The sequence below is a fragment of the Microvirga roseola genome (genome assembly GCF_020866965.1).
In the GTDB taxonomy this organism is placed as follows: domain Bacteria; phylum Pseudomonadota; class Alphaproteobacteria; order Rhizobiales; family Beijerinckiaceae; genus Microvirga; species Microvirga roseola.
Map to the genome: position 1 here is coordinate 33,667 of NZ_JAJATX010000026.1, position 15,462 is coordinate 49,128.

At 65.1% G+C, this 15,462-nt stretch carries 14 protein-coding genes; 3 read left to right on the plus strand and 11 right to left on the minus strand.

What is annotated here, in order from left to right:
* Positions 1-60: 60 nt before the first annotated feature.
* Entirely contained in the window at positions 61-1,653 is a 1,593-nt protein-coding gene (locus tag LG661_RS15190; RefSeq protein ID WP_230532740.1) for an isocitrate lyase, read from the minus strand.
* Between the two features lie 477 nt (positions 1,654-2,130).
* On the opposite strand from LG661_RS15190, the gene mutL reads away from it, so the two are divergent.
* Positions 2,131-3,984, plus strand: a complete 1,854-nt coding sequence (gene mutL, locus LG661_RS15195) for a DNA mismatch repair endonuclease MutL (RefSeq protein WP_230532741.1) — start codon at positions 2,131-2,133, stop codon at positions 3,982-3,984.
* Positions 3,981-4,343: a YidH family protein gene (locus tag LG661_RS15200; RefSeq protein WP_230532742.1), complete on the plus strand. Its 363-nt coding sequence runs from the start codon at positions 3,981-3,983 to the stop codon at positions 4,341-4,343. The genes mutL and LG661_RS15200 overlap by 4 nt, the downstream gene beginning before the upstream one ends.
* Positions 4,344-4,348: 5 nt before the next feature.
* Here LG661_RS15200 and mgrA read toward each other — a convergent pair whose 3' ends face one another.
* The 6 genes from mgrA to LG661_RS15230 all read right to left on the minus strand — a co-directional run bounded on the left by mgrA (position 4,349) and on the right by LG661_RS15230 (position 12,026).
* The gene (gene mgrA, locus LG661_RS15205) at positions 4,349-5,398 is read right to left on the minus strand and encodes an L-glyceraldehyde 3-phosphate reductase (RefSeq protein ID WP_230532743.1); all 1,050 of its coding nucleotides are present in this window, start codon (positions 5,396-5,398) and stop codon (positions 4,349-4,351) included.
* Positions 5,399-5,571: 173 nt separating this feature from the next.
* Positions 5,572-5,844: a DUF6894 family protein gene (locus tag LG661_RS15210; RefSeq protein WP_230532744.1), complete on the minus strand. Its 273-nt coding sequence runs from the start codon at positions 5,842-5,844 to the stop codon at positions 5,572-5,574.
* Positions 5,845-6,012: 168 nt separating this feature from the next.
* Entirely contained in the window at positions 6,013-7,056 is a 1,044-nt protein-coding gene (locus tag LG661_RS15215) for a zinc-dependent alcohol dehydrogenase family protein (protein WP_230532745.1), read from the minus strand.
* Positions 7,057-7,161: 105 nt separating this feature from the next.
* Positions 7,162-9,357 carry a calcium-binding protein gene (locus LG661_RS15220; protein WP_230532746.1) on the minus strand — a complete coding sequence of 732 codons (2,196 nt, stop codon included), beginning with the start codon at positions 9,355-9,357 and terminating at the stop codon, positions 7,162-7,164.
* Positions 9,358-9,475: 118 nt separating this feature from the next.
* Positions 9,476-10,033 carry a 16S rRNA (guanine(966)-N(2))-methyltransferase RsmD gene (rsmD, locus tag LG661_RS15225; protein WP_230532747.1) on the minus strand — a complete coding sequence of 186 codons (558 nt, stop codon included), beginning with the start codon at positions 10,031-10,033 and terminating at the stop codon, positions 9,476-9,478.
* 13 nt (positions 10,034-10,046) lie between these two features.
* Positions 10,047-12,026 (minus strand): pseudouridine synthase, encoded by a 1,980-nt coding sequence (locus LG661_RS15230; RefSeq protein WP_230532748.1) that lies wholly within the window; start codon positions 12,024-12,026, stop codon positions 10,047-10,049.
* 40 nt (positions 12,027-12,066) lie between these two features.
* Between LG661_RS15230 and LG661_RS15235 the strand changes: the two genes are divergently transcribed.
* Positions 12,067-12,543, plus strand: a complete 477-nt coding sequence (locus LG661_RS15235; protein ID WP_230532749.1) for a nucleoside deaminase — start codon at positions 12,067-12,069, stop codon at positions 12,541-12,543.
* Between the two features lie 68 nt (positions 12,544-12,611).
* Here the strand turns inward: LG661_RS15235 and LG661_RS15240 are convergent, their stop codons facing one another.
* The 4 genes from LG661_RS15240 to LG661_RS15255 all read right to left on the minus strand — a co-directional run bounded on the left by LG661_RS15240 (position 12,612) and on the right by LG661_RS15255 (position 15,250).
* Positions 12,612-13,493, minus strand: a complete 882-nt coding sequence (locus tag LG661_RS15240; RefSeq protein ID WP_230532750.1) for a YsnF/AvaK domain-containing protein — start codon at positions 13,491-13,493, stop codon at positions 12,612-12,614.
* Positions 13,494-13,624: 131 nt separating this feature from the next.
* Entirely contained in the window at positions 13,625-14,062 is a 438-nt protein-coding gene (locus tag LG661_RS15245) for a YsnF/AvaK domain-containing protein (protein ID WP_230532751.1), read from the minus strand.
* A 211-nt stretch (positions 14,063-14,273) separates the two neighbouring features.
* The gene (locus LG661_RS15250; RefSeq protein WP_230532752.1) at positions 14,274-14,492 is read right to left on the minus strand and encodes a hypothetical protein; all 219 of its coding nucleotides are present in this window, start codon (positions 14,490-14,492) and stop codon (positions 14,274-14,276) included.
* Positions 14,453-15,250, minus strand: coding sequence for a calcium-binding protein (locus LG661_RS15255; protein ID WP_230532753.1), 798 nt, complete (start codon positions 15,248-15,250; stop codon positions 14,453-14,455). The genes LG661_RS15250 and LG661_RS15255 overlap by 40 nt, the downstream gene beginning before the upstream one ends.
* Positions 15,251-15,462: the final 212 nt, after the last annotated feature.

The window sequence follows — 15,462 nt, forward strand, 5'->3', positions numbered from 1 at the left end:
CTTTGAGAGAGGTTCTGTCGGCTGTCAGGCGGAGCGATGCTCGCTCCGCCTGAAGCTTTTTTAGCCGAACTGGTTCATCGTGTTGTGGACGCCGCCCGCCTTGAGCGCGGCCTCGCCCGCAAAGTACTCCTTGTGGTCGTCGCCAATGTCGGAGCCGGCCATGTTCTGGTGCTTCACGCAGGCGATGCCCTGGCGGATCTCCTGGCGCTGGACGTTGCGGACGTAACCCAGCATGCCCTGCTCGCCGAAATATTCCTTCGCCAGATTGTCGGTCGACAGAGCCGCCGTGTGGTAGGTCGGCAAGGTGATGAGGTGGTGGAAGATGCCCGCGCGCTTTGCGCCGTCCGCCTGGAAGGTGCGGATGCGCTCGTCGGCTTCCCTGGCGAGATCCGTGTCGTCGTATTCCACGCTCATCAGCTTGGCGCGGTCAAACTTCGACACGTCCTTTCCGGCCTTCTCCCACGCGTCGTAGACCTGCTGACGGAAGTTGATGGTCCAGTTGAAGGAGGGCGAGTTGTTGTAGACGAGCTTCGCGTTCGGGAAGACCTCGCGGACGCGGCCCATCATGCTGGCGATCTGCTCCACATGCGGCTTTTCCGTTTCGATCCAGAGCAGATCCGCGCCGTTCTGGAGCGCGGTGATGCAGTCGAGCACGCAGCGGTCCGCGCCGGTGCCGGGGCGGAACTGGAACAGGTTGCTGGGGAGGCGCTTCGGACGCATCAGCTTACCGTTGCGGTTGATCACCACGTCGCCGTTGACGCAGTTGTCCGGCGTGATCTCTTCGCAGTCGAGGAAGCTGTTGTAGAGGTCGCCGAAATCGCCCGGCTGACGGCTGAAGGCGATCTGCTTGGTGAGGCCTGCGCCCAGCGAGTCGGTGCGGGCGACGATCAGGCCGTCGTCGACGCCCAGCTCCAGGAAGGCATAGCGAATGGCGCGGATCTTGGCGATGAAATCCTCGTGCGGAACGGTGACCTTGCCGTCCTGGTGTCCGCACTGCTTCTCGTCCGAGACCTGGTTCTCGATCTGCAGGCAGCAGGCGCCTGCCTCGATCATCTTCTTGGCGAGCAGATAGGTCGCCTCGGCATTGCCGAAGCCCGCATCGATGTCGGCGATGATCGGAACGACATGGGTCTGGTAATTGTCGATGGCGTTGAGGATCTCACGCTCCTTGATCACGTTGCCGCTTTTGCGCACGGCATCGAGATCACGGAACAGAAGCCCGAGCTCGCGGGCATCGGCCTGGCGCAGGAAGGTGTAGAGCTCCTCGATCAGGGCGGGGACGCTCGTCTTCTCATGCATCGACTGGTCGGGGAGGGGACCGAACTCCGAGCGGAGCGCGGCGACCATCCAGCCCGACAGGTACAGGTAGCGGCGCTTGGTGGAGCCGAAATGCTTCTTGATGGAGATCATCTTCTGCTGGCCGATGAAGCCGTGCCAGCAGCCGAGAGACTGGGTGTAGAGCGCCGGATCGGAATCGTAGGCGGCCATGTCCTCCCGCATGATCTTCGCGGTGTAGCGCGCGATATCGAGCCCTGTCTGGAAGCGGTTCTGCAGGCGCATCCGGGCGACGGATTCCGGATTGATGCCGTTCCAGGTGTCCGGGTAGCTTTCGATCAGCGTCTGGGCCTGTGCGATATGATCCTGATAAGCCATGTCCATGTTCCTCGATCAGATTGAGAGATAGAGACTGAACGCGGCAGTACAGGGTGCGGTGCGGCCCCGTGAAGCCAAGTTAAGGTTCGGATGTAAAGGTTTGCAGGAATGGCCGAGTAAATCTGTAAATTTTCTGACATGTTCCGGGGCGATCCTTTGCCGGGCCAAGGCTTTGATCTCGCTGCAAAACAGCTGCCTGTGACTGGCTCGTGTCCGTTAATGCCTTGGCATATCTCGGTTCTGTCTTAGCCTAAAGGGTAAGCCGGTGGCGCGGCTCGAAGCGGCCGGGTTCGCGCCTGTCACACGCATGGGAGTGTGTTCGCCTTTACAAGAGGACCTGCCTGTGTGGGATTTCTCCAATCGTCTGGCCTTACAGGGGAGGCTGGAACGGGCAGGGGAATAACGCCGCGCCTGCTGGCCTATTCGGGCTGCAATCCCTATGTTTCCGGAAGCGAATCCTTCGAGCCAGAAGCCCTCATGCCCGTCCGCCGCCTCGATCCCATCCTTGTCGACCGCATCGCGGCGGGCGAGGTCGTCGAGCGCCCGGCGGCGGCCGTGAAGGAACTGGTCGAGAATGCGGTCGATGCGGGGGCCTCCTCCATCGACATCACCGTTGAGGCGGGCGGGCGCCGCCTGATCCGCATCGTCGACGACGGGCAGGGCATGAGCCCGGAGGATCTGGAACTGGCGGTCGAGCGCCACGCCACCTCCAAGCTGCCGGACGGCGATCTTTTTTCCATCAACACGCTGGGGTTCCGCGGCGAGGCTCTGCCGTCCATCGGGGCGGTGGCGCGGCTGGCCATCACCACGCGCACGGCTGAGGCCGAGGCGGCTTCCTCCATCGTCGTGGAGGCGGGCGTGAAGGGCTCGGTTCGGCCGGCCTCCGCGCCCAAGGGCACGCGGATCGAGGTCACGGACCTCTTCGCCGCGACGCCCGCGCGCCTGAAATTCCTGAAGAGCGACCGCTCGGAGGCGCAGGCCGTGGCGGAGATCGTCAAGCGTCTCGCCATCGCGCACCCGACCATCCGCTTCACGCTCTCGGGCGAGCACATCACCTCCTTCACCTATCCGCCGGAGGAGCCCGGCGAGCACGGCTTCCTGCGCCGCCTGTCGCGGGTGCTGGGCGCGGAGTTCCACGAGAACTCCATGCCCATCGGCGTCGAGCGCGAAGGCGTGCGGCTTGCCGGTTTCGCCAGCCTTCCGACCTTTCATCGCGGCACGGGCGCCTCGATCCATTTCGTGGTCAATGGACGTCCCGTACGAGACAAGCTGCTGCTCGGCGCGGTGCGCGGCGCCTATGCGGACGTGATGGCCTCCGACCGGCATCCGGTTCTCGCCATCATGATCGATCTCGATCCCCGCGCGGTGGATGTGAACGTGCATCCGGCAAAGACCGAGGTGCGCTTCCGCGATCCCGCTTTCATGCGCGGCTTCGTGGTGGCGGCCTTGAAGGAGGCGATCGCCCGTTTCGGCTTCCGCTCGGCCTCGACTGGCGGCGCGCGCACCCTGGAGAGCCTGCGCCCGCAAGGGACGCTGCCGCCGCGCCTGGCCTCGTCGCCCTATCGCGGGCCCTCGATCCGGCCTGCGAACGCCTTTGCCGGCTGGCAGGCTCCTCTTGACCCGCCGGAGCGCGGCCATGCTCCCGCATCGGGACTCGCGGAAATGCAGGCGAGCCTGCCGGATCTTTCCGCGCCTTCCGCCGACAGCCGCGCAACGCTTGCCGAGATCGAGCCCGAGGCGGAGGAAGCGCCGCTGGGAGCTGCCCGCGCGCAGGTGCACGGCACTTACATCGTCGCGCAGACAAAGGACGGCATCGTGCTCATCGACCAGCATGCGGCCCATGAGCGCCTCGTCTATGAGCGCCTGAAACGGGAGCGCGCCTCCTCCGGCATCGCGCGCCAGATGCTGCTGATTCCGGAAGTGGTCGATCTCGACCCCGTCGATGCGGATCGGGTTCTGGCGGAAGCGGAGGCTCTGGAGAGCCTCGGCCTTGTCGTCGAGCCCTTCGGCCATGGCGCGCTCCTCGTGCGCGAGGTGCCTTCCGCGCTGGCGGGCGGGCGCATCAGGGAGCTGGTGCAGGATGTGGCCGATGCGCTTGCCGAATGGGGGCAGGGGGCCGCGAACCCGCTGGAGGAGCGCCTCGACGCCGTTCTCTCGCGCATATCCTGCCACGGCTCGATCCGCGCCGGCCGCCGCATGCAGCCCGAGGAGATGAATGCACTGCTGCGCGAGATGGAGGCGACGCCCCTTTCAGGCCAGTGCAACCACGGCCGGCCCACTTACGTGGAGCTGAAGCTTTCCGATATCGAGCGGCTGTTCGGACGGCGATGAGCGACGGCGATCCCGAAACCGCCAGCCGCATCGACCTGGCGAATGACCGCACCATGCTGGCGGCCGAGCGCACCTTGTCCGCCTGGTGGCGCACGGCCATGGCGGCATTGGCGGGCGCGGTGGGTTTCGTGCGGCTCTTCGGCGATGTCCAGCCGCAATGGCTTATCCGCGGCGGCGCGACGCTTCTCATCGGCCTTGCGGTTCTGATCGTCGGCATCGCCTTCCGGCGCTACCGAAAGACCTCCAAGAAGATCAACAACCTGGAGGTCCGTTCGCTTTCCCTGCCGGCGCTCGCGGCCGGAACGGGCCTGCTCGTGATCGCTGCTGCGGTGGCAGCCGCCGTGACCTGGCTGCTTTAGGCAAGCTACTTCCCCCGCGACGGCCCCTCCCGCTCCGACGAGGCCGCCCAGATGTTGAGGCCGCCTTCCACCGCATGGCTGTCGATCGCAGCCAGCTCCTCCGCCGTGAAGGACAGGTTCTTGAGGGCCGCGACGCAATCGAGGATCTGCTCCTTGCGGCTGGCGCCGATGAGCGCGGTGGTGACGCGCCTGTCGCGCAGCACCCAGGCGAGAGCCATTTGGGCCAGCGTCTGGCCGCGCCGTTCCGCCAGGCTGTTGAGGCCGCGGATGCGGGCGATGTTGTCTTCGTTGATGAAGCTCTCGCGCAGGGACTTTCCGGCGGCGGCGCGGCTGTCGGCGGGAATGCCGTCCAGGTATTTCGTGGTGAGCATGCCTTGAGCCAGGGGCGAGAACACGATGGTGCCCATGCCGCACTCCTCGAGCGTGTCGAGCAGACGATCCTCCTCGATCCAGCGGTTGAGCATGGAATAGCTCGGCTGGTGGATGATGCAGGGCGTCTTCAGCTCGCGCAGGATCGCCACCGCCTCCCGGGTTCTCTGGCTGTTGTAGGAGGAAAGCCCGACATAGAGCGCCTTGCCCTGCCGCACGGCCGTGTCGAGGGCCATCATGGTCTCCTCCAGCGGCGTGTCGGGATCGAAACGGTGCGAGTAGAAGATGTCCACGTAGTCGAGCCCCATGCGCTTGAGGCTCTGGTCGAGGCTGGAGAGAAGATACTTGCGGCTGCCCCATTCCCCGTATGGGCCGGGCCACATGCGGTAGCCCGCCTTGGTCGAGATCACCAGTTCGTCGCGCAAGCCATGGAAGTCGTTGCGCAGGATGTCGCCGAAGAGGGTTTCCGCCGATCCGGGAGGCGGGCCGTAATTGTTGGCGAGGTCGAAATGCGTGATGCCGAGATCGAATGCGGTGCGGCAGAGCTCGCGGGCGTTGGCGGCCGACCGGTCCTCGCCGAAATTGTGCCAGAGCCCGAGCGAGATCGCCGGCAGCAGCAGTCCGCTCCGGCCGCACCGGTTGTAGGTCATCGTCTCATAGCGGTTCTCGGCAGGCTGATAGGCCATCGGTTTCTCCGGACGGGCTGGGACTTCAGGCGATATAGGTCAGGGCCGGCCCGATGATAAGCGTGTCCTGACCCTGCAGATGTCAGGGCTCAGGTTCTGTGAGGCGCAGGCCCCGCTTCCCCGTCCTTCGAATGGCTCCCTTCCTTGGGAGGGCACTATATTCGACAGGTCCGTCAGTCCTGCAGCGCATCCAGCGGAATCGAGAGCAGGACCTGCCCCGAAGCATCCGCGACCTCCATGTGCCAGCCGCTCCATTCGTCAGCGGTCGGGGAGGTCTCCTTCCTCATTTCCCTGATGGCCTCAAGTGCCTGGTAACGCGCAGCTTCCAGATCCGGGACGTCGATGCCCGTTTCATCCGGAATACGGTCATGCGCGTGCACAAAATGAAAAAAGCAACGCATGTCGGGGACCCTTTGAACGCCGCCCCAACTCAATCTCGAATGCATTTATATGTTCTAACGTTAGCTAAGGCATCATTGCGCAATGGCAAGCGTAGCTTTCAAATTTGCCAACAGGTGGTGAGCTTTCGGCATGGCTCTTCCGTGTGGCCGTCCGGATCTCCCGGCAGGCCACACCTAGGGAAGCTGCGGTTCCGCCGGGCCGACAAAGGCCGGTCAGGCAAAACGGGTGATGACGCTGATGCCCGTGCCTTCGAACGAGTCCATCCGCACCAGGGCCTCCGGCGCCTCTTCGAGCGCAAGCCTCTTGCCCACGAGCTTATGCGGCGTGAGCTTGCCCGCCTCGATCATGCCCATCATGGAGGCATAGCGGAACGCCTGCATCCCGTGACTGCCGAGGATCTCGAGTTCCCAGGCGATCACCCGGTCCATCGGGATCGCCGGGCGGGCATGGTCGCCGAGCATGAGACCCACCTGCACATGCTTCCCGCGGCGGCGCAGGTTCGCAATCGAGTTGAAGCAAGTGGTCGGGTGTCCCAGCGCATCGATAGAGACATGCGCGCCGACCTTCGTGATCTCGCGCACCGCCTCGACCACATCCGGCACGTCGCGCGCATTGATCGTCGCGACCGCGCCCATCTGGCGAGCAAAGTCGAGCTTTTCGTTCGTCAGGTCGACGGCCACCACGTTCGCGCCCATGGCGCTCGCGATCATGATTGCGGACAACCCGACTCCGCCGCAGCCATGGACCGCAACCCAGTCGCCCGGCCCGACTCGGCCCTGGTCGACGATGGCGCGGAAGGAGGTGACGAAGCGGCAGCCGAGGCTCGCCGCGGTGGCGAAGTCCAGGCTCTCGGGCAGGGCGACGAGATTCGTGTCGGCGTAGTCGACAGCGACAAATTCCGCAAACGAGCCCCAGGCGGTGAAGCCCGGCTGAAACTGTCGTTCGCAGACCTGGTGGTTGCCCGAATTGCACTCGTGGCAGTGCCCGCAGCCGCCGACGAAGGGCACCGTCACCCGGTCGCCCTTCTTCCAGCGCGTGACCTGCTTGCCGGTCGCCAGAACCGTGCCCGCCAGCTCATGCCCCGGCACATGCGGCAGCACCACGTCGGGATCGTGCCCCATCCAGCCATGCCAGTCGCTCCGGCACAGTCCCGTCGCTTCCACCTTGATGACGACGCCCTCGGGTGAAGGCGTCGGATCCGGTACGTTCTGCAGACGGGGCGGCTGACCGAACTGTTCGAAAACGACGGCTTTCATGACGGGCCTTTCCTACGCCAACGGAGGGAAGGGGCGGTATAGCCTTCGCGTGACGCAGGGGCAAATTGCGCGCGCCGCCGGCGTACTTTCGTGCGTGCCATCCCGTCAGATGATGAAGACGTCGTGGTACTTGAGGGTGGCCTTGTTGGAGAGGGTGGCGATCTTCACCTGCTCCTTCGATCCGGTGCCGTCCGCATCGTAGTAGAGCACGCCCTTCTTCTTGTCGTAGATGATGTGGTCGTTCCGGTCGTCGGCCTCGGAGCCCACCTCGAAAAACGCCTTCTTCAGCTTCTTGGGCTTCTTCTCCGAACCGGAGCCGATCTTCCTGAAGACCTTATCGGCCAAGTAGATACTGTCGTATTTTGAGCTGAAGTCGACGATCCGGCCCACGTTCTTGGTGCTGGCCGGCTTCTTGTCGAAGACGAACACGTCCCGGCCGGACTGGCCGTAGAGCTTGTCGTTGCCCGACCCGCCCCAGATCGTGTCGTCGCCCGAGCCACCGTAGAGCCGATCATTGCCCGAGGAAGCCTTGAGCGCGTCGTCGCCGCCCTGGCCCTTCAGCCTGTTCGTGCCGGCATGCCCGATGATCTCATTGGCAGTATCCGATCCGGTCAGACTGGCCGACTTCTTGGCGGATACGCCGGACAGCTTCAGCACCTCGATGTCGGCATCCGAACGCAGCGTGTAGCTGCCGCGGGCAATTACCGTATCCTGGCCCTCGCCGGCGCTCTCCCGTACACTGTCCCTGCTCCTGACATAGTAGCTGTCGTTGCCGCGGCGCCCCATGAGGATGGCAGAGCCGTTGCCGGTGAGAGCGTCACGGAATGACGATCCAAGCAGGCCCTCGATACCGGTATATACGTCACCCGCCGCATCGCCCCCCGAACCGCTCGAAAGGCCCGCCGTCACGCCGGTTTTGGCGTTGGCGAAGGAAATGAAGTCGATGCCGCTGCCGCCGTTCAGATGATCTGCACCTGAATCGCCGAAGAGCGTGTCGTTGTCTCCTCCACCGTTCAGCATGTCGTTGCCTGCGGCGCCGACGAGAGAGTCGGCTCCATCGCCGCCATTCATCCCGTCATTGAACGACGTGCCGATATACTGGTCGTCTCTTGGTGTACCCGCCAGCGAAACAGCTTTGTCGCGCGGATCGACGATCTGCACCCCCTGCGAGTGACGGACGACGATTCGTCCATCCGCCAGGAGGTGGAGTTCGTGCAGATCGATGGATGCAGTCGTTGCCTCTTGGCTGACACGGAGGTCGTCGCTCACACGTGCGCCGTGCTCGTCAAAGGTCGCAAGATGGACCTCAAATCCCGGCACGCCGCCGACATGTCCTGTTGCCTTCTCGTAAGCCACGGCAAAGCCGCCGCCCGGCAGTGACAGCACATTGGAATGACCGGCGGAGAGAAGGTCTGGAAATCCGAGAGTCGAAACGGGCTTCCCATCGGATAAAGGTGTACCGTCCGGCTTGTAGATTCTGAAGAAGGCATTGAAGTCGGGGCTTCCGTCCGGGCCTTGCTCCATCCACGTCACGACGAAGCCACCGCCTTCGAGGCCGGTGACCTTGATCTCTTCCTTGATGGGGGACGGGCTTGTCGAAATGGAAAAGGGCGTTGACAGAGCTGGACCGCCGACACCAGATGGTGTGAGCACGTAGCCCTTGAGAGACGACGTGTCTTCGCGCACCACCACGGCGACATTGCCATTGGCCAGCGCGGCAACGTCAGTCAGAGCGATTCCCGGCATAGAGCCACCGGCCGAGCCCAAGTCCAATGCAGCCGAGCGCATACCGTCCGGGCTGAAGACGCGCAAATAGGCGTGGCTGTCCTTTTCGTTGCGGGCGCTGATGACCAATGTTCCGTCGTCAAGCGCGACGATGGATTCCGCATAATCCCTAGCGCCAGAGACCGGATCGAAAACCGGTTTCGTGAGGCCGATCGGCGTCAGATCGGCACTGTAGATGCACATCCAAGGGGCCACGTAGGTGTTCCCGGAGCTGGGCGTATTCACGGTCCAGGTGATCGCAATCCGACCGTCAGGCAGCTCCACCGCCATCGGATCGATGGCAGGGATCTCCAAGTCTCCATAGACGCCCGGCACCTCGTGATCCGGAACGTCGAGGTCCTGTCTGGCCTCCAGGGATCCATCCGCATTGTAGATCCAGGCTGTGAGTGTGAAAGCGGGATATGTCCCGGTCTTGCCCAGAACCAGAAAGGTGCCGTTGCTGAGCGGCGTCATGCGCGGGAGGCCGATCACGGACGGAAGTGAGAAGGCGGATCCCCAGAGAGACGGTTCGGCCATGGCGATCTTTCACTGCAGTCGAAAAGAATGGCGCCCTTCGGCGTGGTGACGCAATGTTATGCAGAATCGCCAATAGGACAAGCTTCTTATGAAATGATGACGCGGTCGGACGAAGCGTTCATTCCCTGAACCGCCCGAACACCACCTTGGTCTCTCCGTAATCCCGCCGCTCGATCTCCTCGAAGCGCCCCGGCAGCGTGACCTCGACGTCTTGCGCCTCTTCCACGATCACCAGTGCATCCGGCACGAGCCAGCCGCCATTGGCGCAGGCGCGCAGGGCTTTCGGCGCGAGGTCCTTGCCGTAGGGCGGATCGCAGAAGACGACGGAGAAGGGAGCATTGGGGGCAGCATCGCCCATGCGCGTGGCGTCGCGGCGGAAGAGGCGGGTTGCGCCGCCCGCGCCCAAAGTCTCCACGTTCTCGCGGATGATGCCGCGCGCCTGCGCGCCGTCATCGACGAGGAGCGCGAAGGCGGCTCCGCGCGAGAGCGCCTCCAGCCCCATCGCGCCGGTGCCGGCAAACAGGTCGAGCACGCGCGCGCCCTCGAGGGGATCGTCGTAGCCGTGCTGGAGAATGTTGAAGATCGTCTCGCGCAGGCGGTCCGAGGTCGGGCGGATGGCGTCCGAACTCGGCCCCTTGAGCGAGCGGCCGCGCCAGCGCCCGCCCACGATTCTCATGGTTCAACCCCTGTCAGCGGCGGCCGCGCGGCCCACCCTTGGATCCGCCCTTCGAGCCGCCCTTGAAGCCCCCCTTGGAGGCTCCACGGGGGCCGCCCTTGAACCCGCCGCCGGCGCCGCCTCTCGGCCCGCCGCGCGAGGGACCTTCGCCTCGCGGAGGACCGCGGCGGGGACGATCGTCCTCGCCACGGGCGCGGAACGGGCGATCGCCTCGCGGCTGGAGCGCGCGCTTCTCGCCGCCCTCGCGGGCCCCGAACGGGCGGTCGCCCCCCGGGCGGCGCGGGCGCTCGCCGCCCTCACGCGCATGTCCTGCCGCGGCCCCGCCGCGACCCGCGCCGCGGGGGCGCTCCTCGTTGCGGGATGCGGCGGCTCCACGGCCCCTGCGCGGCGCGGGAGCCTCCTCATCCTTCGGCGCGCTCACGAGGCGCTCCACCCGGACCTTGCGGCCTTCGCCGGACGTGATCGCGCCCACGCGCTCGCGCTGGCGCTCTCCGGTGACCGCGCGGGCGGCCTTGGGATCCGCGCCGCGACGCGGCATCTTCTTGCGCGGCGCGTCCTCGTCGGTTTCCCCGGCGCGCCAGACGCTCTTCTTCACCTCGAGGCGGGAGGGGCGCTTCTTGGACTCCTCCTCCTCGCGTCCGCGACGGTCGTCATCGCGAGAGCGGAAAGGCCTGGCCTCGTCGCCGCGCCTGCGGCGCGGGCGCTCGTCGTCCCGGTCGCGACGGGCGCGGGCAGGGCGCTCGCCCCGATCGCCGCGCTCCTCCTCGGTCGAGCCGAAGGGCGCGATGGGCTCGCGCACGGGGCTCTCGAAATCGACGCCGGCTTCCGCGGCCAGAGCCGCGCCAAGCTGATCCTTGAGAACCTTGGTCCGTACCTCTTCGACGAGGCCGACTTCGAGGTCGCCGAGCTGGAACGGGCCGAAGGACATGCGGATCAGGCGGTTCACCTGCAGGCCCATATGCTCGAGAATGCGCTTGATCTCGCGGTTCTTGCCCTCGCGCAGGCCCATCGTGATCCAGGCGTTGTCGCCCTGCACCCGGTCGAGGCGCGCCTCGATGGGACCGTAATCGATGCCGTCGATGGTGATGCCGTCGCGGAGCCGGTCGAGATCGGCCTGATTGACCTCGCCGTGGGCGCGCACCTTGTAGCGGCGCAGCCAGCCGGTATCCGGATGGGCGATCACGCGGGCCAGGCCACCGTCATTGGTGAGGAGCAGCAGCCCTTCGGTATTGATGTCGAGCCGGCCCACCGCCACCACGCGGGGCAGATCCTCCGGCAGGCTCTCGAACACGGTGGGGCGGCCTTCCGGGTCGCGGGCCGTGGTCACGAGGCCGCGGGGCTTGTGGTAAAGCCACAGGCGCGTGCGCTCCTTGGCGGGCAGGGGCTCCCCGTCCACGGTAATCCTGTCGGCGGCGGTCACGTTGACGGCAGGGGAGTCCAGCACCTTGCCGTTCAGGGTGACGCGGCCCTCCGCGATCATCGCCTCCGCATCGCGGCGGGAGGCAATGCCGGCACGGGCGATGACCTTGGCGATCCGGTCTTCGACCGGCTCCTGAGGCCCTGCCGCGATCTCCACGGTCTCCTCGCGCCGGCGGCGCGGGCGCTCCTCGGCAGAGCGGTCGAAACGCCGGGGACGCTCGTCGCCGCTGCGGCCGCGGAAGGGGCGATCCCCGTCGTCGCGGCGGGCGCGGAAGGGCTTGTCGCCGCCCTCAGGGCGGGGACGGCGGGGGCGGTCATCGTTGTCGCGGCTGCGGAAGGGCCGGTCGCCGCCCTCGGGACGCGGGCGGCGGGGCCGCTCGTCATTGTCGCGGCTGCGGAAAGGCCGATCGCCGCCTTCGCGGGGCTTGCGCGGGCGGTCGTCTCCACCCCGGGCGCGGAAGGGGCGGTCCCCATCCTCGCGGGGCTTGCGGAAGGGCCTGTCACCGGAGGTACGGCCGCGGTCGGAGCGCCCGGGTGGACGGCCCCTTCGATTATCGTCGTTGCTGTCGGTCATGCGAGCCTGATAGCAGAGGACAGGAAGAGAAGCGAGAACAATGGATAACGCCCGTTCCAAGTCGTTCGATCCCGCAAAGGCCGACCCCATGAGCGTGGCCTTCGACGAGGCGCAGTCCGCCGCAGCGAGAGGCGAGGTGCCGGTGGGCGCCGTCATCGTGAAGGACGGGCGCATCGTCGCCTCGGCCGGGAATGCCCCCCGCGCCCTGCGCGACCCCTCCGCCCATGCGGAGCTTCTTGCCATCCGCCGGGCCTGCGAGGCGCTGGAGGACGAGCGGCTCTCCGGCTGCGATCTCTATGTGACGCTGGAGCCCTGCACCATGTGCGCGGCGGCCATCTCCTTCGCCCGCATCCGGCGGGTCTACTACGCGGCTCAGGACCCGAAAGGGGGAGCCGTCGACAACGGCGTCCGCTTCTTCCAGCAGCCGACCTGCCACCATGCGCCCGAGGTCTATGGCGGCATCCGGGAGAGCGAGGCGGCTGCGCTGCTGCGGGAATTCTTCGGGGAGCGGCGGTAAGCCGGGTCTGAAAAGAGAAACGCCCGGAGCGGATGCTCCGGGCGTCGTCTCCTGCTCCGCCGAGCTGGTTACCGGTTGTCGTCCCGGGTGCCGGTCCGGGAGATGCGGTTGCCGCGCTCGTCCTCCACCTCGACCTCGGTCTTGCGGACGGTGTCGGACACGGTCTCCGTGCGCCGGTCGACGTCCTTGCGGGCGACGACCTCCTCGGTCACGCGGGCATCCTTGGAGATGACCGGCTCTTCGGAGTGCTCCTCCATCTCGATGCTGCGCTCGCGGAAGAGATCGTCATTGCTGCCCATGGCGCCGGTGCGGGCCGAGCCTTCGACCGGACGGCGCTCGATATCCACGTGCTCCTGCCTCAAGGTGACCTGCTCCTCGACGGGGCGCTCGACCACGTGGGAGGTGATGCGGACGCGGCCGTGGCCCATTTCGCGCTTGCCCACATGCAGCTCTTCCTCGGCCACGGGGATCACCTCGTCGCGATCCGTGTCGCCCGTCTCGGTCCGCATCTGCGGCACGCCGGAGGTCGTCGTCGCGGAATCGGCCACGCCCGCCATGCCCGCGCCGTATCCCATCCAGCCGTCCGAGCGCCAGGCTTCCTGCTGCTCGTCGATGTCGAGGACGCCTTCGGAGTCGAGAATGCGGACAACCTGATCCACTTCCGCGTCCTCGCAGCGCACGGCGACGAGAGCGTTGCCGCGGCGCACGCCTTCGGCATAAGCCCGGGCGTCGCTGTCCGGGACACCGTTCGCGCGAAGGTAGTTTGCAACGCCCTCATGCATTGCCGAGCTGCCGTCATACATGTCGCTCGTGCCTTCCCAGAGGCGGTGAGACTCGGCATTGGTGAAGAGGCTGATCTTGCCCTGCGACACGCCCGCATCCTCGAGCCGGCGAACGATGGATGCAGCTTCGGCTTCGCTTCCATAGAGACAGGTTACCGTCTTGGCCATTGTCGAAATCTCCATGCTCAAATCGGAAAGGTTTATGCCGCGCTCCAAACGCTCTCGCGGTCACGAGCGCACTGACAACCAATGGCTGCCTGATCACTTCGTTCCCTGAATTCGAAGCTGATAGCCGGAGTTCACGCGGTGTTGTCGCTCTCGTCCCCGTCGATAGGAATCCTTTCGACGACGGCGCGCTGCTTGCGAAGCTCCACGGGAACATCGACGTCTTCCGTCTCGACGCCCCGGCGGATGTGCAATTCTTCCTTCAGGACGAGCCGCTTCTCGACCACGAGGACTTCTTCGAGCACTGGAACGATGGTGACGTCGTTCTCGGTCCGGACCTCGGGGGCTTGCTCCACCACGCGGTTGATCGGAACGCGGGATACGTCGACGCTCTCCGACATGAGCGAAGCGTGAGCGAGTTCGGTCTCCACGTCGGTGACCGTGCGGACGCGAACCTTGTCGGTGACCTCCCGCTTGCCGACCCGCAGCTCCTCTTCCGCCAGCGGGATCGCTTCCTCGTCGGCAGATGTATTACTTCCAGTGAAACGAGAGTCTTGAAGATGCTTCGCCATGACCATGATCCCGCGTGCATCTGTGAACGTGCCGTTTGCCGGACATGTTCCGCGGTTCCCGACGCATCGACCTCTGCCGCCGTACGAAGCAGGCCGTGAGCCGAAACCATTTTTTGATGTCGGAGCTTACGGCGAGAGTAGGAAGACCAAAAAGGAGAGCGCGCGCACTTCGTGTTGCGCGTGCTCTCTCGGCTTGCGGCGATTGATCGTGCTAAATCACGTTGAAATCGTTGTACTTGAGGCCGAGCTTCTTGGAAAGGGAGGCGATCTCTACGGCCTTCTTCGAACCCGATCCGTCGGCGTCGCAATAGAGCGCACCCTTCTTTTTGTTGTAGATCAAGTAGTCGTTTTTGTCCTTGGCCTTCTCGCCGGAGATGAAGAACTTCTTGTTCAGCTTGGACGGTTTCGCTTCCGAACCTTTCTTGCCCAACTTGAACCTTTCTTGCCCAACTTGGTGAAGATCTTGTTGTCGAGCCAGATCGTGTCGTCCTTCACCTTGAAGTCGAGGATCTTGTCGTTGTTGGAGCGAGCCGCCTTCGTGTCGAACACGAACACGTCCTTGCCCGCTCCGCCCTTCAGCGTGTCCTTGCCCTTGCCACCCCAGAGCTTGTCATCGCCTGAGCCGCCATCGAGCTGGTCATTGCCGCCCAGGCCCTTGAAAACTTCGGAGGCGGAGGTTCCTGTGCGTGTGTCGCCGCTGTCCGCCCCGATCCAGACGGTATCAACGGTTGGATCGCCCGTGCCTCCGGTGCCGCCCGTGCCTCCGGTTCCTCCGGTACCACCAGTACCGCCCGACCCTCCTGTCCCGGACACGCCGACAACCTCAACCATGAACTGAGGGTCAGTGCTCGTATCGCTCATCCAACTCACTGCATAGTTGTTCCCAGCAAGAGTGATCAGCGAGGGGTCCCATTGATCTCCGACCGTGCCGGTGCCGACATAGGTGGTGTTCGTTATGGCTGAACCGTCTGCCGCGACGGCGGCAGTATAGATGTTGTCGTCGCCCCCGACACTAACCTTGAAAGCAATGGCGAACCCGCCGCCTGCAAGCTGCTTGACAACCGGTGTGTCCTCGAGCGTGCCGTCCGGCTTGGTGAAGTTCAAAGCGTTGCCGACGGCTTGCCCACTGCTGTCGAACACTTGGGCGCGGATGACGCGTCCGGCCCCTTCGATATCCTCCCAAGCCATGACGAACCTATCGGCTCCAAGAGGACTCACGGCAGGATTGATGCCGCTGGTGACGCCGGGGATTGTGTCGACTGCGAAGGAATGCCAATTCCCGTCATCCTGAAGGACGTGAGCTCCCAGGACCGTATTGCCACTTTCAGATACAGCGCTTGCGACAAGTGCCCTGCCATTCGCTAGGCTCAGGACCTATTAATTTGGGCTGAGGTGTGATT